This is a genomic window from Caulobacter sp. FW305-C-30-S16 (assembly GCF_058783025.1).
The window spans coordinates 1214113-1235632 of sequence record NZ_JBYSYH010000001.1 but is presented as its reverse complement, the minus strand read 5'-3'; the positions used below and the strand labels follow the sequence as shown (position 1 = coordinate 1235632).

The 21520-nt window shown below is 68.3% G+C and carries 20 protein-coding genes; 10 read left to right on the top strand and 10 right to left on the bottom strand.

What is annotated here, in order from left to right; genetic code table 11:
* Positions 1-51 precede the first annotated feature (51 nt).
* Positions 52-246 carry a hypothetical protein gene (locus AC3WJT_RS06130; protein ID WP_492342183.1) on the bottom strand — a complete coding sequence of 65 codons (195 nt, stop codon included), beginning with the start codon at positions 244-246 and terminating at the stop codon, positions 52-54.
* Between the two features lie 123 nt (positions 247-369).
* Here AC3WJT_RS06130 and AC3WJT_RS06125 point away from each other — a divergent pair, with 123 nt between their 5' ends.
* Positions 370-1380: an adenosine deaminase gene (locus AC3WJT_RS06125; RefSeq protein WP_492342182.1), complete on the top strand. Its 1011-nt coding sequence runs from the start codon at positions 370-372 to the stop codon at positions 1378-1380.
* A 93-nt stretch (positions 1381-1473) separates the two neighbouring features.
* Here the strand turns inward: AC3WJT_RS06125 and AC3WJT_RS06120 are convergent, their stop codons facing one another.
* From AC3WJT_RS06120 to AC3WJT_RS06100, 5 genes are all read right to left on the bottom strand, one after another.
* Positions 1474-2268: a YMGG-like glycine zipper-containing protein gene (locus AC3WJT_RS06120; RefSeq protein WP_492342181.1), complete on the bottom strand. Its 795-nt coding sequence runs from the start codon at positions 2266-2268 to the stop codon at positions 1474-1476.
* Positions 2269-2477: 209 nt separating this feature from the next.
* Positions 2478-3629: an acyl-CoA dehydrogenase family protein gene (locus AC3WJT_RS06115; protein ID WP_492342180.1), complete on the bottom strand. Its 1152-nt coding sequence runs from the start codon at positions 3627-3629 to the stop codon at positions 2478-2480.
* Complete coding sequence (locus tag AC3WJT_RS06110; RefSeq protein WP_492342179.1) at positions 3626-4789, bottom strand: acyl-CoA dehydrogenase family protein; 1164 nt, start codon at positions 4787-4789, stop codon at positions 3626-3628. The genes AC3WJT_RS06115 and AC3WJT_RS06110 overlap by 4 nt, the downstream gene beginning before the upstream one ends.
* A gap of 147 nt (positions 4790-4936) precedes the next feature.
* A complete protein-coding gene (locus AC3WJT_RS06105) occupies positions 4937-5728 on the bottom strand; it encodes an enoyl-CoA hydratase/isomerase family protein (protein WP_492342178.1) in 792 nt (263 codons plus the stop codon).
* On the bottom strand, positions 5728-6753 hold the full coding sequence (locus tag AC3WJT_RS06100; RefSeq protein ID WP_492342177.1) for an NADP-dependent oxidoreductase: 1026 nt from the start codon (positions 6751-6753) through the stop codon (positions 5728-5730). The genes AC3WJT_RS06105 and AC3WJT_RS06100 overlap by 1 nt, the downstream gene beginning before the upstream one ends.
* A 135-nt stretch (positions 6754-6888) precedes the next feature.
* Between AC3WJT_RS06100 and AC3WJT_RS06095 the strand changes: the two genes are divergently transcribed.
* On the top strand, positions 6889-7533 hold the full coding sequence (locus AC3WJT_RS06095; RefSeq protein ID WP_492342176.1) for a hypothetical protein: 645 nt from the start codon (positions 6889-6891) through the stop codon (positions 7531-7533).
* 216 nt (positions 7534-7749) lie between these two features.
* Here AC3WJT_RS06095 and AC3WJT_RS06090 read toward each other — a convergent pair whose 3' ends face one another.
* A complete protein-coding gene (locus AC3WJT_RS06090) occupies positions 7750-8940 on the bottom strand; it encodes an acyl-CoA dehydrogenase family protein (protein ID WP_492342175.1) in 1191 nt (396 codons plus the stop codon).
* A 96-nt stretch (positions 8941-9036) separates the two neighbouring features.
* Here AC3WJT_RS06090 and AC3WJT_RS06085 point away from each other — a divergent pair, with 96 nt between their 5' ends.
* From AC3WJT_RS06085 to AC3WJT_RS06065, 5 genes are all read left to right on the top strand, one after another.
* Positions 9037-11103, top strand: coding sequence for a 3-hydroxyacyl-CoA dehydrogenase NAD-binding domain-containing protein (locus tag AC3WJT_RS06085; protein WP_492342174.1), 2067 nt, complete (start codon positions 9037-9039; stop codon positions 11101-11103).
* Between the two features lie 185 nt (positions 11104-11288).
* Positions 11289-12848 carry a class I adenylate-forming enzyme family protein gene (locus AC3WJT_RS06080; RefSeq protein ID WP_492342173.1) on the top strand — a complete coding sequence of 520 codons (1560 nt, stop codon included), beginning with the start codon at positions 11289-11291 and terminating at the stop codon, positions 12846-12848.
* Positions 12849-12957: 109 nt separating this feature from the next.
* The gene (locus AC3WJT_RS06075) at positions 12958-13914 is read left to right on the top strand and encodes a M15 family metallopeptidase (RefSeq protein ID WP_492342172.1); all 957 of its coding nucleotides are present in this window, start codon (positions 12958-12960) and stop codon (positions 13912-13914) included.
* 24 nt (positions 13915-13938) lie between these two features.
* Complete coding sequence (locus tag AC3WJT_RS06070; protein WP_492342171.1) at positions 13939-14970, top strand: L,D-transpeptidase family protein; 1032 nt, start codon at positions 13939-13941, stop codon at positions 14968-14970.
* Between the two features lie 82 nt (positions 14971-15052).
* A complete protein-coding gene (locus tag AC3WJT_RS06065; RefSeq protein ID WP_492342170.1) occupies positions 15053-16306 on the top strand; it encodes a cytochrome P450 in 1254 nt (417 codons plus the stop codon).
* A gap of 4 nt (positions 16307-16310) precedes the next feature.
* Here AC3WJT_RS06065 and AC3WJT_RS06060 read toward each other — a convergent pair whose 3' ends face one another.
* Positions 16311-16733: an OsmC family protein gene (locus AC3WJT_RS06060; RefSeq protein ID WP_492342169.1), complete on the bottom strand. Its 423-nt coding sequence runs from the start codon at positions 16731-16733 to the stop codon at positions 16311-16313.
* 226 nt (positions 16734-16959) lie between these two features.
* Here AC3WJT_RS06060 and AC3WJT_RS06055 point away from each other — a divergent pair, with 226 nt between their 5' ends.
* The 3 genes from AC3WJT_RS06055 (at position 16960) to AC3WJT_RS06045 (ending at position 19554) form a co-directional block, all read left to right on the top strand.
* Positions 16960-17565, top strand: coding sequence for a hypothetical protein (locus tag AC3WJT_RS06055; protein ID WP_492342168.1), 606 nt, complete (start codon positions 16960-16962; stop codon positions 17563-17565).
* A 4-nt stretch (positions 17566-17569) separates the two neighbouring features.
* Entirely contained in the window at positions 17570-17881 is a 312-nt protein-coding gene (locus AC3WJT_RS06050) for a winged helix-turn-helix domain-containing protein (RefSeq protein WP_492342377.1), read from the top strand.
* Positions 17882-18183: 302 nt separating this feature from the next.
* Positions 18184-19554: an MATE family efflux transporter gene (locus AC3WJT_RS06045; RefSeq protein WP_492342376.1), complete on the top strand. Its 1371-nt coding sequence runs from the start codon at positions 18184-18186 to the stop codon at positions 19552-19554.
* An 83-nt stretch (positions 19555-19637) separates the two neighbouring features.
* On the opposite strand, the gene AC3WJT_RS06040 is transcribed toward AC3WJT_RS06045, so the two are convergent.
* Together AC3WJT_RS06040 and AC3WJT_RS06035 are read right to left on the bottom strand one after the other, a co-directional pair.
* Positions 19638-20075, bottom strand: coding sequence for a hypothetical protein (locus AC3WJT_RS06040; RefSeq protein ID WP_492342167.1), 438 nt, complete (start codon positions 20073-20075; stop codon positions 19638-19640).
* Positions 20076-20398: 323 nt separating this feature from the next.
* Positions 20399-21400 (bottom strand): LLM class flavin-dependent oxidoreductase, encoded by a 1002-nt coding sequence (locus AC3WJT_RS06035; RefSeq protein ID WP_492342166.1) that lies wholly within the window; start codon positions 21398-21400, stop codon positions 20399-20401.
* Positions 21401-21520 lie beyond the last annotated feature (120 nt).

Sequence of the window (21520 nt, the reverse complement as noted above, 5' to 3'; positions counted from 1 at the left end):
TTTGAGCGAGGATAGTGCTCTCGCGTTTTCGACTTGGCAAGCGGGCCGCGATTACTCGACGCCGTCGCGCGCTATGCGAAAGAGCAGGGTGTCGCCGTCGAGCACCTCGACCGCCAGATGGTGCGCGGATTCATCAAGCTTCTGGCGCGCCAGGTCGGCCACCAGCACATCAGCTTTCACATCGACGAACAGGAGGGAGGGAACGCTGTATCGGGCGTCGCGGATATAGACAGTGTAGGTGCGCACCCGACGGGGCCTCCCGGCAATGAACCAAGGCAACGCGTAGCACAGCCCAAAACGCCCGTTCGTCGGCTGGCCGACACCTCCGGCGCCTTGACCTCAGGGGCCTGCAACCCCGAGATTGGGCCCATGACCGACACCCTGGACGACTTCATCCGCGGCCTGCCCAAGGCCGAGCTTCACCTCCATATCGAGGGCAGCCTCGAGCCGGAGCAGATGTTCGAGTTCGGCCGACGCAACGGCATCGACATGCCGTTCAACTCCGTCGAGGAGGTCCGCGCCGCCTACGCCTTCTCGAACCTGCAGGACTTCCTCGACATCTACTATCAGGGCGCCGGGGTGCTGCAGAACGAGCAGGACTTCCACGACATGGCGATGGCCTATTTCCGCCGGCTGCATGCCGACGGCGGGGTGCATGCGGAGCTCTTCTTCGATCCGCAGACGCATACGGATCGCGGCCTGCCCTTCTCCTTCGCGATCGACGGCCTGCTGGCCGGGATGAAGACGGCGGAGACCGAGCTGGGCATCTCTTCCGGGCTGATCATGTGTTTCCTGCGGCACCTCGACGAGGACTCGGCCATGGCCACGCTCAAGGCCGCCGAGCCGTGGCTGGACCGGCTGGTCGGGGTCGGGCTGGACTCGTCCGAGGTCGGACATCCGCCGTCGAAGTTCCAGAAGGTGTTCAAGGCGGCGAAGGAGCGTGGCCTGACGCTGAGCGCGCACGCCGGCGAGGAAGGCCCGCCCGAATACGTCTGGGAGGCTCTGGACCTGCTCAAGGTCGACCGCATCGACCACGGCAACCGCGCGCTGGAAGACGAGGCGCTGGTCAAGCGGCTGGTCGCATCGGAGACGACCCTGACGGTCTGCCCGCTGTCGAACCTGAAGCTCTGCGTGGTGAACGATCTGAAGGACCATCCGATGAAGCGGATGCTGGATCTGGGCCTGAAGGCGACCTGCAACAGCGACGACCCTGCCTATTTCGGCGGCTACATCGGCGAGAACTTCATCCAGACCGCCCGGGCGCTGGACCTCTCCCGCGACGAGATCGTGACCCTGGCGAAGAACAGCTTCACCGGCTCGTTCCTCGATGAGGAACGGGTGGCGCGGCATCTGGCGGCGATCGACGCGTACGCGACATAGGGGACATGTACCGCAGGTCCGTGTCCCCCAATCGAGCCATCGCAGAATCTGGATTTGGGGACACGGACCTTCGGTACATGTCCCCGCTTCCAGTTAGCCCGTAATGCGATAGCGGCCCTGACGGTCGGGGCAGACGCGGACGTAGCGGTATTCCATCCGGCCGCCGTATTCGGCCGGCGCGGACGCCAGGCGGCAGCCGCGGCGGGCGTAGCGGTTGTAGTCGTACTGGCCGCTGCGCTCACGACGATCACGGTAGTAGCGGGCCTCGCGGTACGGGATCGTCTCGCCCTTGCTGTACCAGTAGCCACGGCTGTCGCAGCGGGCGGTATCACGGCCGATGCCGGCGCCGATCGTGCCGCCGACGACGGCGCCGAGCACCGCGCCTTCGGTCTGGACGTCGGTGGCGGCCACGTTCGAGCCGATCGCCGCGCCGGCCAGGGCGCCGATGATCAGGCCCGCGGCGGTGTTGCCGCTGCGGCGCTGTTCGCAGGAAGTGCTGCGGTAACGGTCCATGTTGACGCTCGCGGAAGCGTCGCGGCCGTAGTAGCCGGCGGCCGGCGGGTAGCGGGTCTGATAGGCCGAGGGCTCCCAGCGCCAGGCGCCGTACTGGCGTTCGTACGCCCCGACGCCGTAGCGACGGTCGTAGGCGTCGCGGTCGCGCAGGTACTGCTGTCGCTTGGCCTCATAGGCCTGCCGTTGATCGGCGTAGGCCGCCTGGCGGTCCTGGTAGGCGTCCTGCTGCTGCTCATAGGCGCCTTGCTGACGCTGATAGTCGCGTTGCTGCGCCTCGTACTGTTCCCATGTCGGGATCTGCGACTGGGCAAGGGCGGCTCCGGCGCTCAGGGCCAGCACGCTGGCCAGGCTGAGGGCGATGGTCTTGGTCTTCATGGTCTGCGCTCCGTTGTCGTCTGGAAGAGCGGAGACCGGATGGCCGACGCTCTCGCGAGCGCCCACCCCCGATACGTTGACCAAACGCGGGTCGGGTTAACCGGTTGCGTCAGCGAGGGGACATGTACCGGCTTCGGTAGGTGTCCCCCAATCGAGCCATCGGTGAATCCGGATCAGGGGACACGTACCTGCGGTACATGTCCCCGCGATCAGAGCTGGTCGGCGCGGGTCGGCAGGCCCAGCAGGACGCGGCCGGTCAGCTCGTACATCGCGGGCGACACCATCGCATGGTGGGTGATGACGTTGGCGTCGCGGAACCGGCGCTGCAGGTCATTCTCCAGATAGACCGCCGAGCCGCCCATCATGTCGTAGGCGACCTTGCTGACGTCGGCGGCGGTCTCGGCGGCGTGGGCGCAGGCGAGGCGCAGGCGATTGCGTGGCTCCAGGCCCGCCTCGCCCGACTGCACGGCCGTCCAGAGGACGCCGATGGTCTCGAAATAGTGGGCGCGGGCGGCGGACAGCTTCGCCACGGCGCGAGCGAAGTCGGCCTGGACCACGTTGCGCTCGGCCATGGTCCGTTGGGAACCGGCCGCCTTCTTCGTCTGGGCGGCCGCGCCGGCGGCGAGCAGCGCGCCGCGGGCGTTGCCCAGCGCGACGCCGGCCACCCCCATGGCCAGCAGGCAGAAGATCGGGAAGCGGGCCAGCGGCGTGTTGACGGTCACCGGGTCAGAGTGCAGCGCCACGCTGCGCGCCTTCGGCACCCGGACGTCCTTGACCTGGAAATCAAGGCTGCCCGTGCCGCAGAGGCCCGCCGTGCGCCAGGTGTCGATCAGTTCAACCTCGGCGGCCGGGAAGAGCATCATCCGGTGCAAGGGCTGTCCGTGCTCATCGAGTTGCGGGCCGTCGGGGCCCATCAGGATCGCGCCGCCGGCGATCCAGGAGGCGTTCTGCGAGCCGCTGCCCCACTGCCAGCGACCGCTGACCACCCAGTGGTCACCGTCGTCCACGGCCTTGCCCATCGGGGCGAAGACGCCGGCAGTGATCACCTCCGGCGACGCGAACACCTCCCGCGCCAGGCCCGCCGGGAGCCGGTTGGCCATGGCCGCTGTGGTCGCGCCGATCATCACGCACCAGGCGGCCGAGGCGTCGGCCTGGGCCAGGGTCTCGAGCGCCAGCGCGATCTGCGCAGGCGGCGTGTCATGGCCGCCGAGGTTGGCCGGCAGAACCATGCGGAACAGACCGGCCTGGGCCATCTTCTTCGCCAGGTCCGCGGGCAACCGCCGGACGCTCTCGATCTCCGGCGCGCGGCGGTGGATTTCCTCGGCGAACGAACTGGCGACCGCGACGGCGTTGAAGGTCATCCGGGCAGTCTCCACAGGGCCGCGAGATTGTTTCGCTGCATGTTCGAGGACCCGCCGACGATCGGCATGCCCAGCAGGTCGCGCACGTTGCGCTCGATATCGTAGTCCGCCGACATCGCGTAGGCGCCCATCACCCGCTGGCAGGTCAGGGCGATCTCGACGCCGTTCTCGGCGATGAACAGCTTGGCCATGCTGGTCTCGACGGCGCAGGGCTCGCCGGCGTCGGCGAGGCGCGCGGCGTTCCACAGCATCAGGCGGCAGGCCTCCAGCTTCGTCTTCGCGTCGACCAGCGCGTGGCGCACGGCCTGGTGGCCGCTGATCGGCTTGCCGAACTGCACCCGCTCGCCGGCGTAGGCCCAGGCCTCCTCCAGCGCCGCCTGGGCGATGCCGAAGGCGCAGGCGCTGATCTCCAGCTTCTCGATGTCGAGGGCCCGCCCGGCCAGCATCTTCCAGCCCTGGTTCCAGCGCTCCGGCCCGCCGACAATGGCCGACAACGGCAGACGCACCTCGTCGAAATGGACGTCCGACGACAGGGTGTAGCGCAGGTTCACATGGTCGATGGGCGTGATCGTCACGCCCGGGGCGTTGGTCGGGATCAGCACGAAGCTGAGGCCGCCGCGAGCGGGCGCCTCCGGGTCGCTGCGGACCAGACAGTAGATGTAGTCGCTGAAGTCCGCGCCGGTGCACCACCGCTTGGCGCCGTTGATGACGATCTCGTCGCCCTCGCGCCGGGCGCGGGTGGTCACCTGCGACAGGTCGCCTCCGACATCGGGCTCGGACAGGCCGTAGGCGAAGAACAGCTCGCCCCGGGCCAGCTTCGGCAGCAGCTCCGCCTTCTGGTCCGGGGACCCGTTCTCGAGGATGTTCATGCCGCCGTAGAAGGCGCACTGGATGAAGGGTCCGGCGAGGAATGATCCCGCCCGGCACAGTTCCTCGATGGCGGCGACCGCGCCCAGGATGTCCGGGCCCGTGCCGCCGTATTCCTCCGGCACCGTCAGGCCGCAGAGGCCGAGGTCCGCCAGCTCGCGGAACAGGTCGCGCGGGAAGGTGTGGCTGCGGTCCCATTCGCGGCGCTGCTCGCGCGGAGCCTTCTCCGCGATGAACCGCTGGAGGATGGCGCGGAGGGCCGTGACGTGTTGGGGTTCGGCGGGGAGGGTCATGCGCGGTGAGACCCTGCGTGGTTTGAGACGCTCGCTTGAGGCTCGCTCCTCACCATGACGGGCGCCTTTGCAGCCCACCCCTTTGCGTCATCCTGAGGAGCGAGCCCCCGGCGAGCGTCTCGAAGGACGCAACCTGCCAGCCCCATCCTATTCCCCCGTCAGGTTCATCGGACGGCGCTCGCGGAAAGCCGCGACGGCCTCCTTGCGGTCGGCGGTCATGTTGGAGAGGGACTCATAGGCCACCGCCGCGTCGCTGGTGCTGACCATGATCTGCTTGAGGGTGATGTTGGCCGTCATCTTGGTCCAGCGCACCGCCCAGCGGGGGTTGCCGAGGATCTTGCCGGCGATCTCGGCGACCTTGGCGTCGAGCTCGCCCGTCGGGACGGCGTAGTTGATCAGGCCCATGGCCGCCGCTTCGGTCGCCGACAGCAGGTCGCCGGTCATCAGCAGCTCCTTGGCGCGGGCGAAGCCGATCAGCTGGGGCCAGATGATCGCCCCGCCGTCGCCGGCGACCAGCCCGACCTTCACGTGCGGATCACCGATCTTCGCCGCCTCGTCGGCGATGATCACGTCGCACAGCAGGGCGATGGTCGCACCGAGGCCCGCCGCCGCGCCGTTCAGGCGGGCGATGATCGGCTTTTCCAGATCCAGCAGACCGCTGACGATCCGCTTGGCGTCATAGGCGATGGCCCGGAACTTCCTGGGATCGTTGATCTGCTCGTCGAACCAGTCGAAGTCGCCGCCCGCGCAGAAGGCCCGGTTCTCGCCGGTCAGGACGATCAGGTCGCTGTCGTCATCGTGCTGCAGGTCGACGAACAGCTCGGCCAGCTCATCGTGCATGCGGGCGTCGACGGCGTTCACGGCGTTGCCGCTGAAGGCGCAGATCAGGATCCGGCCGTCGCGGCGGAAGGTGAAGCGCTGGTAGTCCTCGAACTTCATCAGGCAGGGTCCCCGGAGACGCGCACGAGCCGGCGACCGAAGTTCTCGCCGCGGAACAGGCCGCAGAAGGCCTCGGCCGCGCGCTCGAGTCCGTCGAACTCCTCGATGGCGAACTTCAGCGAGCCGTCGGCGATCCAGTCGGCCATCTGGGCCTGGGCGGCGGCGAACTGGCGGATGTCGTCGAACACCACCAGGCCCTCCATGCGGACGCGGTGGGTGATGAAGACGTCCGTGTGCTTCAGGCCATACCGCTGCTCGACCGGCACATTGTAGTCGGCCACCTGACCGGAAACGACGACGCGGCCGCGCAGCTTCATCAGCGGCAGGACGCGGTCGACCATCTCGTTGCCGACGTTGTCGAACAGGACGTCGACGCCCTCGGGACAGGCCGCGCGGATTGCCGCGGTGAGGTCACTCTCGGCCTTGTAGTCGATGACCGCGTCGAAGCCGGCCTCGTCCTTCAGCCAGGCGCATTTCTTCGGTCCGCCGGCGACGCCGACGACGCGCATGCCGAGCTTCTTGCCGATCTGGCCGGCGGTGGCGCCGACCGGCCCGGCGGCCGAGGTGACCAGCAGGGTCTCGCCTTCCTTCGCCTGGGCCACCCGGTTCATGCCGAACCAGGCGGTCAGGCCGGGCACGCCGAGAATGCCGATCCAGCAGCCGAGCGGCACGCGGCGGTCGGTGATCTTCTGGATGAAGCCCCGTCCGTCCGACACGAAATGCTCGCGCCAGCCGCCGCCCGCCGCGATCAGGTCGCCGACCGCATAGTTGGGGTTCTTGCTCTCGATGACTTCGGCCACGCAGAAGCCGTCGATGCCCTCGCCGATCTTCATCGCCCCGGCGTAGCTGTCGCCGCCGGACAGGCGCGAACGAGTGCCGGGGTCAACGGAGCCGAGGATGACGCGCGACAGGAACCGGCCGTCCGCGAGCTCGCCCAGCGGCGCCGCCTCGAGCGTGAAGTCGTCCGGCGACGGCGCGCCCTGGATATGGCGCGCAAGCACCCAGCGGCGAGTTGTTCCCGGCATCGTTCCTCCTGCGCCGGGTCAGCCCGGTCTCGAGGGGACTTTAGGCGGATCGAATGCGGCAGGGGAAGGCGCTCTCGTCGGTCGCGACACCGGGCCACAATTCCGCCGCCGGGCTGAATCGACTATGACCCTCACATGCGCCGCCTGAGCCTGATCACAGCCCTGAGCCTCCTGGTTGCCGGGCCCGCAATGGCGCAGGACGGCGAGCGGCCTGACCCGCGCCGGGATCGGGGCGAAACCCAGTCGCGGCCGAACCTGCGCGACGCCGTCACCGCCCCGCTCGACGACCTGAACCTGAAGCACACGAACATTCCCGACGTTCTGAAGCGTGCGGTCGCCGGGCCCTACGCCATGGACGGTCTCAAGACCTGCGAGGCCATCGCCGGCGAGGTCGGCCGGCTGGACGCGGCGCTGGGGCCGGACCTGGACGAGCCGCCGCCGCCCGACACGCGGACACGGGGCCAGAAGCTCAAGCAGGCGGCCGGCGACGCCGTTGTCGGCGCGGTCGAGGACGAGACCCGCAGCGTCCTTCCGTTCCGTGGCTGGGTGCGCAAGCTCTCGGGCGCTGAACGCCGGGACCGGCGCGTGGCCGAGGCCATCAGCGCCGGCAAGATCCGCCGCGGCTACCTGAAGGGCGCCGGCATGCGCATGAACTGCGCGCCGCCGGCTGCGCCCAGCTGGTTCGTGCCCGAGCGGACGGCGACGGGCGGCGGCGTTGTGGCCTGGCTGGCCGGGATCTGGGACGCCCTTGCGGGCTGGTTCAGGAGCCTGTTCGGCTGAGCCGGCCGGCTCGAAAAGAACGAATCACCAACCCGAAGGGGTAGCGTTGGAACATCGCCCGACCGCTAGGGGTTGAGTTTTGTTCGGCGGGTGTTCCGCGATGCTCCCCTCTCGGGGGAGCTGTCAGGCCGTAGGCCTGACTGAGGGGGTCACCCTGGATCTGAGCGGACCCCCTCCGGCTCGCCGAAGGCGAGCCACCTCCCCCGATGGGGAGGATTAAAGCCCCAGCACCGCTTTCGCGATGATGTTGCGCTGGATCTCGTTGGAGCCGCCGAAGATCGAGGTCTTGCGCATGTTGAAGTAGGTCGGGGCGGCCTTGCCGGCGTAGTCGGGGCCGACCGGCAGGGCGTTGCCGCCCTCCATGCCGCGGGCGTAGGGCGCGCCGTAGTGGGCGGCCGCTTCCAGCGTCAGTTCGGTCAGGCGCTGACCGACCTCGGTGCCCTTGACCTTCAGCAGCGAGGCTTCCGGGCCGGGGCCCTTGCCCTTGCTCTCCGAGGCCAGGCTGCGCAGCTCGGTGTATTCCAGCGCGGCCAGATCGACCTCCAGCTCGGCCACCTTGCGGCGGAAGTCGCTGTCGCGGATCAGCGGCTGGGCGTCGTCGGCCAGCTCGGCCGTGGCCAGCTCGCGCAGGCGCTCGATGCCGCGCTTGGAGCGGGCGACGCCGGCGATGCCGGTGCGCTCGTGGCCGAGCAGGTACTTGGCGACCGTCCAGCCCTTGTTCTCCTCGCCGATCAGGTTGGCGACGGGGACGCGGACGTTGTCGAGGAAGACGTCGTTGACCTCATGGCCGCCCTCGATGGTGATGATCGGACGCACGGTGATGCCCGGGCTCTTCATGTCGATCAGCAGGAAGGAGATGCCCTCCTGCTTCTTGGCGTCCGGATCGGTGCGGACGAGGAAGAAGCCCCAGTCGGCGAAGTGGCCTTGCGTGGTCCAGGTCTTCTGGCCGTTGACGATGTAGTGGTCGCCGTCGCGCACGGCGCGGGTCGAGAGGCCCGCGAGGTCAGAGCCGGCGCCCGGCTCGGAGTAGCCCTGGCACCACCAGATGTCGCCGTTCATCGTGCCGGGCAGGAACTTCTCTTTCTGCTCGGGCGTGGCGAAGGTGTAGAGCACCGGCCCGATCATCCCGAGGCCGAAGCTGGTCTGGCTGGTCTGGGCGCGGGCGAGCTCTTCGCTGAAGATGTATTTGCGGACCGAGTCCCAGCCCGTGCCGCCGTATTCCACAGGCCAGGACGGCGTCAGCCACCCCTTCTTGTGCAGGGTACGGTGCCAGGCGAGGATGTCTTCCTTGCCGAGGTGCTCGCCGGCCTCCTGCTTGCGGCGGGTCTCAGCCGGGTAGTTGGCTTCGATCCAGTCGCGGACTTCCTTACGGAATTCGGCGTGCTCGGGCAGGAAATCGAGATCCATCGGACATCTCCCAAAGTTGTGCGCTGGACTCTGGCGGTCCGGCTCGGCAGTTTGCGCTCAAACAAGCGTTTCAATGAACGATAGGGGTGAGGCGTCATGGCCGCAATAAATTCCGTCACCGAACTGACCCAGGATGGCGACATCGCCATCATCACGCTGAACTCGCCGCCGGTGAACGCCCTGTCGGCGAACGTCCGCGACGGGCTGTTCGAAGGCTTCAAGGCCGCCATCGCCGACGACTCGGTGAAGGCCATCGTGTTGATCTGCGCGGGGCGCACCTTCATCGCCGGCGCCGACATCAGCGAGTTCGGCGGCGCCTCGAAGGGCGCCAGCCTGTTCGACGTCCAGAACATGATGGAAAACAGCCCCAAGGCGGTCGTCGCCGCGATCCACGGCACGGCGCTCGGCGGCGGCCTGGAAGTGGCGCTGACGGCGCACTATCGCGTCGCCGTTCCGTCGGCCAAGTGCGGCCTGCCGGAAGTGAACCTCGGCCTGCTGCCGGGCGCCGGCGGCACCCAGCGCCTGCCGCGCATCGTCGGCGCCGAGAAGGCGCTGGAGATGATGACCAGCGGCGCGCACGTGCCGGCCAAGGAATGCCTGGCCATGGGCCTGGTCGACGCCATGGCCGAGGAGGGCAAGCTGCTCGAGGGCGCCGTCGCCTTCGCCCGCAAGGTGCTCGACGAGAAGATGCCGCTGAAGAAGGTCCGCGATCGCGACGTGGCCGGCGGCTCGCCGGAAGTGTTCGCCGCCTTCCGCAAGGCCAACGCCCGCAAGTTCCGCGGCTTTGACGCCCCGGAAGCCAACATCAAGTGCGTCGAGGCCTCGCTGCTGCCCTTCGAGGAAGGCCTGAAGGTCGAACGGACCCTGTTCATGGGCCTGATGACCGGCGCCCAGTCGGCCGCCCAGCGCTATGTGTTCTTCGCCGAACGCCTGGCCAACAAGATCCCCGACGTGCCCGACGACACCGCCGAGATCCCGGTGAAGAAGGTCGGCATCATCGGCGCCGGCACCATGGGCGGCGGCATCGCCATGAACTTCCTCAACGTCGGCATCCCGGTGACGATCGTCGAGACCAAGCAGGAAGCCCTCGACCGCGGTCTGGGCGTGATCCGCAAGAACTACGAGAACACCGCCAAGCGCGGCCGCCTGACCATGGAGCAGGTCGAGCAGCGCATGGGCCTGCTGACCGGCACCCTGGAACTGGAAGCCCTGGCCGACAGCGACCTGGTGATCGAGGCCATCTTCGAGAACATGGCCGTCAAGAAGGAGGTGTTCGGCAAGCTGGACGCCATCGTCAAACAGGGCGCGATCCTGGCCTCCAACACCTCGGCGCTGAACATCGACGAGATCGCCACGGCGGTGAAGCGCCCGGAAGCGGTCATCGGCCTGCACTTCTTCTCGCCGGCCAATGTCATGCGCCTGCTGGAAGTCGTCCGCACCGACCACAGCTCCAACGAGGTCATCGCCACCTCGATGAAGCTGGCCAAGAAGATCGGCAAGGTCGCGGTGCTGGTCGGGGTCTGCCCCGGCTTCGTCGGCAACCGCATGCTGTTCCAGCGCCAGAACCAGGCCCAGCGCCTGGTGATGGAAGGCGCCATGCCCTGGGACGTCGATCGCGTGCTCTACGACTTCGGCTTCCCGATGGGTCCGTTCGCCATGAGCGACCTGGCCGGCCTGGATATCGGCTGGAACAAGGACGCTTCGAAGGGCGAGACCATCCGCGACCAGCTCTGCGAGCTTGATCGCCGCGGCCAGAAGACCGGCGCCGGCTACTACGACTACGACGAGAACCGCAACGCGATCCCCTCGCCGGTCACCGAAGAGATCATCAAGGGCTTCGCCGCCAAGCAGGGCCTGAACCAGCGGGACATCAGCGACGAGGAAATCCTCGAGCGGACGATCTTCCCGATGATCAACGAGGGCGCCAAGATCCTCGAAGAGGGCAAGGCGATCCGCGCGTCGGACATCGATATCGTCTGGATCAACGGCTACGGCTGGCCCGTCTATCGCGGCGGCCCGATGCACTACGCCGACCTCGTCGGCCTGCCCAAGGTGCTCGAGCGCCTGAAGCAGTACCAGAACGAGATGGGCGACTTCTTCAAGCCGTCGGCCCTGCTCGAAAAGCTGGTCGCCGAGGGCAAGGGCTTCAAGGACCTGAAGTAACCGCGCCGGCTGCCTTCTCCCCTTGCGGGAGAAGGTGGCCCGCGTAGCGGGTCGGATGAGGGGTTGCACCGCCTTGTCCGCTCCGTGAGGCGGGTCGCGGACCCGTCCGCGAGCCCCCTCATCCGTCGGGCTTCGCCCGACACCTTCTCCCGCGAGGGGAGAAGGAGACGTATGCGGAGTTTGCCATGCCCACCCTCGCCCAGATGATCGCCGACGACTTCGGCCTTCTCCCGGACCTGATCCGCAACAACGCGGCCGCGCATCCGGCCAAGCTCGCCCTGATCCAGGACGACCGGTCGATCACCTGGGGCGAGTTGGACGCCCTGGTAGAGCGCATCGCGGCCGGACTGCAGCGGGACGGGGTGGCGCACACCCAGGCGGTGTCGGTCTGCGCGACGACTTCGATCGAATACGCGGCCCTGTTCCTCGGCGGCCTGAGGGCCGGGGCGGCTGTGGCGCCGATCGCGCCGTCCTCCACGCCCGATCAGATCGTCGCGATGGTCAACGACTCCGGCGCGAACCTGTTCTTCCTCGACAAAGGCGTCGCGGCCGAAATGGGTGCCGCGCTCAAGGGCGTGAAGACCCGCCAGATCGCGCTCGACGGATCCGACGTCGGCCAGGCCTTCTACGACTGGCTGCCGCCCGTGGGCGCCTCGCCTTCGCCGGTCGAAATCGGCCGGAAGGACCCGTTCAACATCATCTATTCGTCGGGCACGACGGGCACGCCCAAGGGCATCGTCCAGAGCCACGGCATGCGCTGGCGCCACCTGGCTCCGCGCGAGGACGGCATCGGTTACGGACCCGACGCCGTGGGGTTCATCTCGACGCCGCTCTATTCCAACACCACGCTGGTCTGCTTCTTCCCGACCCTGGCGGGCGGCGGAACGCTGGTCATGCTGGCCAAGTTCGATGTCGTGAAGTGGCTGACGGCCGCGCAGAAGCACCGCGTGACCCACGCCATGCTGGTGCCGGTGCAGTACCGCCGGCTGCTGGAGCACCCCGACTTCGACAACTACGACCTCTCGAGCTTCGTGATGAAGTTCGCCACCAGCGCGCCGTTCGCGGCGGAGCTGAAGAAGCAGGCGCTGGAACGCTGGCCCGGCGGGCTGATCGAATACTACGGCATGACCGAGGGCGGCGGCGGCTTCATGCTGCAGGGCCACCTGCATCCGGACAAGCTGCACACCGTCGGCCAGGCCAGCCCGGGCGCGGTGATCAAGCTGATCGATGAAGAGGGCAACGAGGTCGGCCCCAACGAGGTGGGCGAGATCATCGGCCGCTCCCCGGCGACGATGAACGGCTACCACAACCAGCCGGGCAAGACCGCCGAGGCCCAGTGGGTCGATCCGGCGACCGGCGATGTCTACATCCGCACCGGCGACGTCGGCCGGCTCGACGAGGACGGTTTCCTGACCCTGATGGATCGCCGCAAGGACATGATCATCTCGGGCGGCTTCAACGTCTATCCGAGCGACCTGGAAGCGGTGATGGCCCAGCACGAGGCCGTGGCCGAGGTGGCGGTGATCGCCGCTCCGTCCGACGCCTGGGGCGAGACGCCGGTGGCGTTCGTGGCGCTCAAGGACGGCGCCGTCGCAACGCCGGACGAGCTCAAGGCCTTCACCAACAGCATGGTCGGCAAGACCCAGCGGGTGTCCGACGTGGTGCTGATCGACGTTTTGCCGCGCAGCCACATCGGCAAGGTGCTCAAGCGCGAACTGCGGGACGCCTACGTGGCGCGGGGCTAGCTGCCGTTTCCTTCGCCTGCCCGTGCAAGCGGGACAGTTGACAGACCCTCGGTCCCCGAACCCTCTCTCGCGCGTTCCCTCCCGGACGGATGGGGCGCAGGGTGTCGGTATGAAGGTGATTTTCTGGGCGGTTGTGGCGTGGGCGGTGGTGATGCTCGGCGTCGCCTGGTTCGCACCGCGTCCGTCATCGCAGGTCGTCGCGGCGGCGGGCTCAGCGCCTGAGGCGCCGGCCTTCGAGCCCCTGCCGGTCAGTGTGGCGCCAGTCTGGGGCGCGCCGCCGGCCGAGAGTTGCGACGAGGCGCCGACCTTTGCGGCGGCCGCCGGCCGCAACGCCACCGACATCGACGCCCTGACCTGGATCCCCTACGGCCCGACGGAGACAGGCTGGCGCACCTACGCCCCGCGTATCGCCGTCGAGATCGCCTCGAACTGCCCCTATGAGAGCCCCGGCTTCGCCAACGCCCTGGCCGGCTGGCAGCGTGCGCACGGTCGTCCGCCGACGGGCGTGATGGACCAGGACACGTTCAGCCTGATGAAGGTACGCTGGCACCTGCTGCGGCCGTTCGTGATCCTGCAGCGGTCCGGCGGCTGTCCGCCCGCCCCGCCGGCGGAGGCGCTGATCGCAGCCCGTCCCGAGGAGGTCTGGGGCCAGAAGCCGATGCAGATGCGGGCCGACGCCCTCTCCGCCTATCGCCGGATGGTCGCGGACGCCCGGGCGGCCGACCCGGCCATCGCTCGCGACCGCCAGGCCCTGCTGATTTTCTCCGCCTACCGCAGCCCGGTGGAGAATGATGTGACCTGCCTGCTGCGCGGCGGATGTGACAACGTCACCCGGGCGCCCTGCTCGGCCCATCGCACCGGTCTGGCGGTCGACATCATCGTCGGCGCCGCGCCGGGCGGCCGCGTGGATTCCACCGAGAATTCCAACCGCCTGGCGCAGTCGCAAACCCCGACCTACCGCTGGCTCGTGCGCAACGCCCACCGCTACGGCTTTGTGAATTACGTCTTCGAACCCTGGCACTGGGAATGGTCGCCGCCGGAACAGCGGGGCGCGACGCGCGCTTAGGTCTCCTGCACCTGGAGACGACCCGTGACCCGCGCACCGCTTTGCACCGCCCTTCTGCTCGTTCTCGCCGCCTGTGGCGACCGCTCCGACCCCAAGGCTGGCCAGGATGTCCCGGCGGCGGTGATCACCGCGCCGCCGCTGAGCCGCACCCGCATCGACGCCGCCGTCTTCACCCCGCCGCCGGCCGCGCCGGTAGCGGCCTCGACCATCCCCGACGCGGCCGTCATGCGCGCCCAGGTGCTGCTCGACCGGGCCGACTTCTCGCCCGGCGTGATCGACGGCCTCTCCGGCGAGAACGTGCGTCAGGCTATCGCCGCCTACGAGACCGCGCAGGGCCTGCCCGTCGACGGGCTGCTGGATGGGGAGGTGTTCGCCCGGCTGACCGGCGCCGACGCCGCGCCGGCCCTGTCCGACTACACGGTCACCGCCGCAGACGTCGCGGGGCCGTTCGTCGCCAACATGCCCACTGACCTGGAGGGCAAGAGCAAGCTGGCGAAGCTGTCCTTCTCGGGCCCGGCCGAACTGCTGTCGGAGCGCTTCCACACGACGCCGGCGGTTCTGGCGACGCTGAACCCCGGCGTCGACCTGACGAAGGCCGGCGCGGTGATCGTGGTCCCGGCCGTGCGGGAGATCGCGCTGGCCGCGCCGGTCACGAGGATCGTCGTCGACAAGGCGGAGCGGGCGGTTAAGGCCTATGCCGCCGACGGCCGACTGCTGGCCTTCTATCCCGCCAGCATCGGCAGCGAGGAGCGGCCCGCGCCGACGGGGGCCATGACCGTGCGCGCCGTGGCGCCGAACCCGACCTACACGTTCGATCCGAAGCGCCTGACCTACGGCACGTCCAGGAAGAAGTTGACCGTTCCGGCAGGGCCGAACAGCCCCGTCGGCTCAGTGTGGATCGACCTGTCGGAGGACACCTTCGGCATTCACGGCTCGGACGAGCCCAAGTCCATCGGCAAGACCTTCAGTCATGGCTGCATCCGCCTGACCAACTGGGACGCCGAACAGCTCGCCGCGGCGGTGAAACCCGGCGTGGCGGTCGAGTTCGTCGGCTGACGTTCCCCCTTTTGGGTCGTCGAGGCTCTGGCCCTTCTCCCGGAGAGGGGTCAAAGTAGCCAAAACGGACGGAGGAACGGTCATGAGCGATGGTGCGGTGGATTTGAGCCAGGATGCCCGCGAACGCGCCTGGAGCATGCCCCTGTCGGAGATCAAGGTCGCCGACCCGCTGCTGTTCCAGACCGACACCATGTGGCCCTACTTCGAGCGCCTCCGGAAGGAAGCGCCCGTGCACTACCAGGCCGAGCACGAGTTCGGGCCCTACTGGTCGGTGACCAAGTACAACGACATCATGGCCGTCGACACCAACCACCAGGTGTTCTCGTCCGAGGGCGGCATCACCCTGGCTGAGGGGTCGGAAGACTTCCGGCTGCCGATGTTCATCGCCATGGACCCGCCCAAGCACGACGTGCAGCGCAAGACCGTCAGCCCGGCCGTCTCGCCGATGAACCTGCAGCTGATGGAGCCGGTGATCCGCGAGCGGGCGGCGAAGATCCTCGACGACCTGCCGATCGGCGAGGAGATCGACTGGGTCGACAAGGTTTCGATGGAACTGACCACCATGACCCTGGCGACGCTGTTCGACTTCCCGTGGGAGGACAGGCGCAAGCTGACCTACTGGTCGGACACGGCCACCGCCAGCAAGTTCAGCCCGTTCTACAAGGGCGAGGAGCATCGCCGGGCGGCGCTGTTCGAATGCGTCGAGTACTTCACGCGGCTGTGGAACGAGCGCGTCAACGAACCGCCCCGGGGCGACCTGATCTCGATGCTCTGCCACGGCGAGTCCACCCGCAACATGGACCGCATGGAATACCTCGGGAACCTGATCCTGCTGATCGTCGGCGGCAACGACACCACCCGCAACACCATCAGCGGCAGCATCCTGGCGCTGAACCAGAACCAGGACCAGTACGCCAAGCTGAAGGCCAATCCGGACCTGATCCCCTCGATGGTGTCCGAAACCATCCGCTGGCAGACGCCGCTGGCCTACATGCGCCGCCGCGCGCTGCAGGACGTCGAGCTGAACGGCCAGAAGATCAAAAAGGGCGACAAGGTCCTGATGTGGTACGTCTCGGGCAACCGCGATGACGAGGTTATCGAGAACCCCAACGCCTACATCATCGACCGCGAACGGCCACGACAGCACCTGTCGTTCGGGTTCGGCATCCACCGCTGTGTCGGCAACCGCCTGGCCGAACTGCAGCTGCGGGTGATCTGGGAAGAGATCCTCAAACGCTTCCCCGACATCCAGGTGACCGGCGAACCGACGCGCGTGGCCTCGTCCTTCGTGAAGGGCTACGAGCACCTGCCCGTGGTCATCCCGCGCCGGCTCTGAGGGGTCAGAGCAGCGTCGCGTCGAGGGTGATCTCGGCGTTCAGCAGCTTCGACACCGGGCAGTTCTTTTCCGCCACGCCTGCCAGTTCGTCGAACTTGGCCTGGTCGAGGCCCGGGACCTTCGCTGTCAGGGTCAGGGCGGACTTCGTGATCGTGAAGCCGCCGTCCTTCGAGTCGAGCGAGATTGCCGCCTCCGTGGTCAGTTCGTCCGGCGTGAAGCCGGCCGTCTGCAGCTGGAAGGCCAGGGCCATGGTGAAGCAACCGGCGTGGGCGGCGGCGATGAGCTCTTCCGGGTTGGTTCCGGGCGCGTCCTCGAAGCGGGTCTTGAAGCCGTAGGGGCTCGAGGACAGCACGCCCGAACCGGTGGTCAGCGCTCCGCTCCCGTCGCGACCGGTTCCTTGCCAGACAGCCTTGGCCTTGCGGATCATGATGCTCTCCCTGTGATGTCCTGCCGCTCCAAACGCGGGACGGGGCCTTCTGTTGCCCGCGCCGGGCGAGGAAGGCTGCGCCCGGATGGCGGGCGCCTGCCAGCCGTCTGCCTGCAAACCGCCAGAAGACTAGTTTACAAAACAAACTTGTTCTGTATGTTCGCTCCGTCGCCGGTAGACGGCGAGGTCGGTCCGCATCGCGCGGCCCAGCAGGGACATTCAGATCATGGGAAATCCGGTTCAATCCGCCAGCGAGGATCTCGCCTATCTTCGCGGCATCGTCGAGACGGGCGGGAACCAGCGCACGACGGGGATCCTGTTCGTCACCGGCGGCCTGCTCTATGGCGGCCAGGTCATGGGCCACTGGAGCCAGGCGGCCGGCCTGCTGGTGCTCCCCCCGCTGGGCGGACTCGCTCTGATGGTCGGGCCGACCGTGGTCTTTCTGGCGATCACCGCCTGGGTGCTGACGCGCAGCCGCAGCAAACCGACGGGATCGACGGCCAAGGCCTTTTCCGCCGTCTTTTCCTCGATCGGCTGGACCAATGCGGTGATGGTGGCGATCTTCGCCCCGGCGGCCCTCCGCGAGCAGAGCTGGAGCACCTGGCTGTTCTACGGCGCGGTGGTCTACGCGCTGCAGGGCTGCGGCTGGCTGACCGCCTACAGTCTGCGCAAGGAACTCTGGATGGCGGTGACCGCCGCCGGCTGGTTCGCCGCCGCCATCGGCATGGGACTGCTGATCGCGGCCCCCCTGACCTACGCCCTGGTCGCCGCCGTTTCCCTTACGGTGCTGATGGTCGGCCCCGGCCTGATCATGATGCGCAAGCCGGCCTGAGGCGATCATGGCCCGGTTCGATATCGGCGGCATCGACGACGTCATCCACGGGCGTCTGCGACTGGGCGTGATGGCCTATCTCGCGGACGCCGAGGTGGCCGACTTCACCGAACTGAAGAACGCCCTGGAGGCCACCCAGGGCAACCTGTCGATCCATCTGCGCAAGCTGCAGGAGGCCGGCTACGTGACCATCGACAAGAGCTTCCTCAACCTCAAGCCGCTGACCCGCGTGCGGATGACCGAGGCCGGGCGGCAGGCCTTCATCGCCTACCTCGAAGCCATCGGTCGACTTGTCGGCGGCGGGAGCGGAAGCTGACCCGGATTTGACGCGACATCGTTACGCGGGTAACGAGTAGCCACCTGACGGGCATGGGGCCTGTCGAATCGCGAGCCAGGATCCATGCGGAAATTCGTTCCCATGACCCTTCGACCGGCCTCCTCCGCGCCCAAAGGCGCGGGTTGCACCGCGTCTGCTCGCGAGGATTACGCCGCCTAGATCACACCAGATCCAGCGCCCCGTCCCTCCCGAGCCCGATCGCTCTGGAGGGATTTTTTGTATCCGTCATCCAGTTTCGTTCGGGTTCGGGCTTACTCTGAAAGTCTCCGACCGTGACCGACATGACCCTTGAACACCCCGCCCTGCGAAGAACGCCCTGGCTGGCTGAAGCCCGCGCGCTGCTGATCCTGGCCGCGCCGATGGCCGGCTCGCAGCTGGCGCAGATGGCGATCATGACCACCGACGTGGTCCTGCTCGGCAGGCTGAGCCGCGAAGCGCTGGCCGCAGCGGCGATCGGCAACACCGTGTTCTATTTCGCCTGGCTGATCGGCAGCGGGCCCGGCATGGCCGTGGCCCCCGTCGTGGCGCAGATCCTCGGCGCACAGCCGGGCGACCGGCGCCATGTGCGGGCGACCGTGCGGATGGGCCTGTGGGTGACCATGCTGGCGGCCCTGCCGCTGATGCTGATCATGCTCAACGCCCGCTGGATCCTGTCGCACCTGGGACAGGACCCGGACCTGGCGGCCGGCGCCGGCCTGTTCGTCTCGATGCTGGCCATCGGCCTGCCGTTCGCGCTCGGCTACCAGGCCCTGCGCAGCTTCACCGCCGCGCTCGGCAAGCCCGTCGCGGCGCTGTGGGTGATGCTGGCGGCGATCGTCGTCAACGGCGTGCTCGGTTACGGACTGATCTTCGGCGCGCTCGGCCTGCCCAGGCTCGGCCTGCTGGGCTCGGGCCTGGCCACGGCGATCTCGAGCATCTTCCAGTTCAGCGCCATGGTGGTGGTGATCTGGCTGACGCCGAGCCTGCGGATCTACCGCATCTTCCGCCGCGCGCACCGCCCGGTGCCGGTGCGGGTGCGCGAGCTCATCCGGCTGGGCGTGCCGATCAGCATGACGATGATCTTCGAGGCTATGCTGTTCAACACCATGACCCTGGTCATGGGGACGTTCGGCGCCGTCGCGGTGGCCGCGCACCAGATCGCGCTGAACTTCGCCTCGATCACCTTCATGGTGCCGCTGGGCATCGGCATGGCCTCGACCGTGCGGGTCGGGCTGGCCGCCGGCCGCGACGACATGGCCGGCGCACGCCGGGCGGGCGTCACGGCGATGGTGCTGTCGGTCGGCTTCATCAGCGTGGTGGCCGTGTTCATGGTGCTGTTCGGCAAGGAGATCGCGTCGCTGTACCTCGGCAGCGGTCGGGCCGGCGATGACCAGGTGATCGTCCTGGGCGCGCAGTTCCTGCTGATCGCCGCGGCGTTCCAGGTGTTCGACGCCCTGCAGGTGGTCGGCGCCCAGGCGCTGCGCGGGCTGAAGGACGCCCGTGTGCCGATGATCCTCGCCGGCGTCAGCTACTGGCTGGTCGGGGCTCCGGTCTGCATCCTGCTCGGCATCGGCATGAAGATGCAGGGGCTGGGCATCTGGATCGGCCTTGCCGTCGGTCTGGCCGTCGCGGCGCTGGCGATGACTTGGCGGTTCGCGCGGATCACGCGGTAGCGAGGGGACATGTACCGAAGGTACGTGTCCCCTAAACCCGCCGCTCGATTGGGGGACACGTACCTTCGGTACATGTCCCCGGATCAGAACGGCAGCGCCTTCAGGTCCGGCTCGACCCATCCGCGCCGCGCCTCTGCCGAAAACAGGCGCTCCCGCGTCCAGTAGGCCAGCAGCCAGTCCCGCTTGCCGAGGTCTGTCGCCAGCAGCGCGTTGCAGGCGGCGAACAGCGGCGTCCCTTCCGGCAGGCTGGCGAGGAACACCCGCGTCGCCCGCAGCGAGGCCAGGGTGATGGTTTCGTGATAGCCCCCGGTGTCCGTATTCGGCACCCCGGTGGCGGTGTTGTAGGCGCGGATAAGGCCGGGCATGTCGCGCTCGGGATCGATCGCCGACTGCCCGGCGATCAGCCAGACGGCCGCCGCGAAATGCGCCGCGTGCGTCCAGGCCGGCTTGGGCAAGGTCAGGCCGACAATACCCTCGCCGATGGCCGTGATCTCGGCGTCAGAGGTGAACGGGGTGGTCATGAGAGGCTCCTGTAGCTGAGCCGGCGCCCCGATACGACAAACCCGCCGGGGTCGCCGGCGGGTTCTGTTGGTCGATGGGTGGAGATGGATCGGACTCGATCACCTCACCGCACGCGCAAACGCCGCCGGAAGAGTCCGACGTTGTTGCTGCGCGGTGGTGGTGCGGGCGAGGATCATGGGCCGGCGTGTAGGGCAGGATGACTCGACAGACAAGATGCTCCCCATCGGGGGAGCTGTCAGGCCGCAGGCCTGACTGAGGGGGTCCACTCAGATCGGGGGTGACCCCCTCCGGCCCTTCGGGCCACCTCCCCGATGGGGAGGATTTAGGCCGCCGTCGCCAACGCCCGGTTCGCTTCCGCGGTGATCTCGAAGCTGCGCAGGCGGGCGGCGTGGTCGTGGATTTGGCCGGTGATGATCAGCTCGTCCGCGCCGGTGAGGTCGATAAACTCGGCCAGGCCCTTGCGGACCGTCTCGCGGGACCCGACCACCGAACAGCGCAGGGCCGAGGCCAGCCGCGCCTTCGCCATCGCGTCGAGCCGCTCCTCATAGCCTTCCATCGGCGGCGGCAGGCGGCCGGGCATGCCGGTCGCCAGGTTGACGAACGCCTGCTGCAGCGACGTGAACAGCAGCTTCGCCTCGTCGTCCGTGTCGGCGGCGAAGACGTTCAGCGCCAGCATCACATAGGGCTTGTCGAGCTGTTCGGATGGCTCGAACCGCGCGCGGTAGGCGGCGACGGCGGCCTCCATCTCCTGCGGCGCGAAGTGGCTGGCGAAGGCGTAGGGCAGACCGAGCGCCGCGGCGAGGTGCGCGCCGAACTGGCTGGAGCCGAGGATCCAGACCGGGACGTCGAGCCCCTCGCCAGGCGTCGCCACTACCGCCTGGCCGGGCTGGGCCGGCTGGAAGTAGCGCATCAGTTCGACGACATCCTGCGGGAAGCGGTCGACGTCCCCGACCATGGTCCGTCGCAGGGCGCGGGCGGTCAGCTGGTCGGTGCCCGGCGCGCGGCCGAGGCCCAGGTCGATGCGCGGACCGTAGAGGGCCGCCAGCGTGCCGAACTGCTCGGCGATCTGCAGCGGCGCATGGTTGGGCAGCATGATCCCGCCCGAGCCGACGCGGATCGTCGAGGTGCCCTCCGCCACATGGCTGATCAGCACGCTGGTCGCCGCGCTGGCGATGCCGCGCATGTTGTGGTGCTCGGCCAGCCAGAACCGGTTGTAGCCCCACCGCTCGGCGTGCTGCGCCAGATCCCGGCTGTTGTGCAGCGCCTGCTGGACGGTCGAGCCCTGAACGACGGGGGCGAGGTCGAGTACGGAGAGTGGGGTCATTTGCTGCATATTGGGAGGGCAACCCACGTTGTCATCCCGGCCGAAGCGTAGCGGAGAGCCGGGACCCAGATTCGGGTGGGATTCCATCTGGGTCCCGGATAGCCGCGATGCGGCTTCCGG

Bases quoted from the DNA above. Each gene is read 5' to 3' on its own strand.
- AC3WJT_RS06105 (WP_492342178.1), bottom strand. From the start codon at position 5,728: ATGAAGTTCGAGGACTACCAGCGCTTCACCTTCCGCCGCGACGGCCGG.
- AC3WJT_RS06090 (WP_492342175.1), bottom strand. From the start codon at position 8,940: ATGGATCTCGATTTCCTGCCCGAGCACGCCGAATTCCGTAAGGAAGTC.
- AC3WJT_RS06035 (WP_492342166.1), bottom strand. From the start codon at position 21,400: ATGACCCCACTCTCCGTACTCGACCTCGCCCCCGTCGTTCAGGGCTCG.
- AC3WJT_RS06125 (WP_492342182.1), top strand. From the start codon at position 370: ATGACCGACACCCTGGACGACTTCATCCGCGGCCTGCCCAAGGCCGAG.
- AC3WJT_RS06120 (WP_492342181.1), bottom strand. From the start codon at position 2,268: ATGAAGACCAAGACCATCGCCCTCAGCCTGGCCAGCGTGCTGGCCCTG.
- AC3WJT_RS06100 (WP_492342177.1), bottom strand. From the start codon at position 6,753: ATGCCGGGAACAACTCGCCGCTGGGTGCTTGCGCGCCATATCCAGGGC.
- AC3WJT_RS06080 (WP_492342173.1), top strand. From the start codon at position 11,289: ATGCCCACCCTCGCCCAGATGATCGCCGACGACTTCGGCCTTCTCCCG.
- AC3WJT_RS06065 (WP_492342170.1), top strand. From the start codon at position 15,053: ATGAGCGATGGTGCGGTGGATTTGAGCCAGGATGCCCGCGAACGCGCC.
- AC3WJT_RS06110 (WP_492342179.1), bottom strand. From the start codon at position 4,789: ATGACCCTCCCCGCCGAACCCCAACACGTCACGGCCCTCCGCGCCATC.
- AC3WJT_RS06060 (WP_492342169.1), bottom strand. From the start codon at position 16,733: ATGATCCGCAAGGCCAAGGCTGTCTGGCAAGGAACCGGTCGCGACGGG.
- AC3WJT_RS06095 (WP_492342176.1), top strand. From the start codon at position 6,889: ATGCGCCGCCTGAGCCTGATCACAGCCCTGAGCCTCCTGGTTGCCGGG.
- AC3WJT_RS06045 (WP_492342376.1), top strand. From the start codon at position 18,184: ATGACCCTTGAACACCCCGCCCTGCGAAGAACGCCCTGGCTGGCTGAA.
- AC3WJT_RS06085 (WP_492342174.1), top strand. From the start codon at position 9,037: ATGGCCGCAATAAATTCCGTCACCGAACTGACCCAGGATGGCGACATC.
- AC3WJT_RS06115 (WP_492342180.1), bottom strand. From the start codon at position 3,629: ATGACCTTCAACGCCGTCGCGGTCGCCAGTTCGTTCGCCGAGGAAATC.
- AC3WJT_RS06075 (WP_492342172.1), top strand. From the start codon at position 12,958: ATGAAGGTGATTTTCTGGGCGGTTGTGGCGTGGGCGGTGGTGATGCTC.
- AC3WJT_RS06040 (WP_492342167.1), bottom strand. From the start codon at position 20,075: ATGACCACCCCGTTCACCTCTGACGCCGAGATCACGGCCATCGGCGAG.
- AC3WJT_RS06055 (WP_492342168.1), top strand. From the start codon at position 16,960: ATGGGAAATCCGGTTCAATCCGCCAGCGAGGATCTCGCCTATCTTCGC.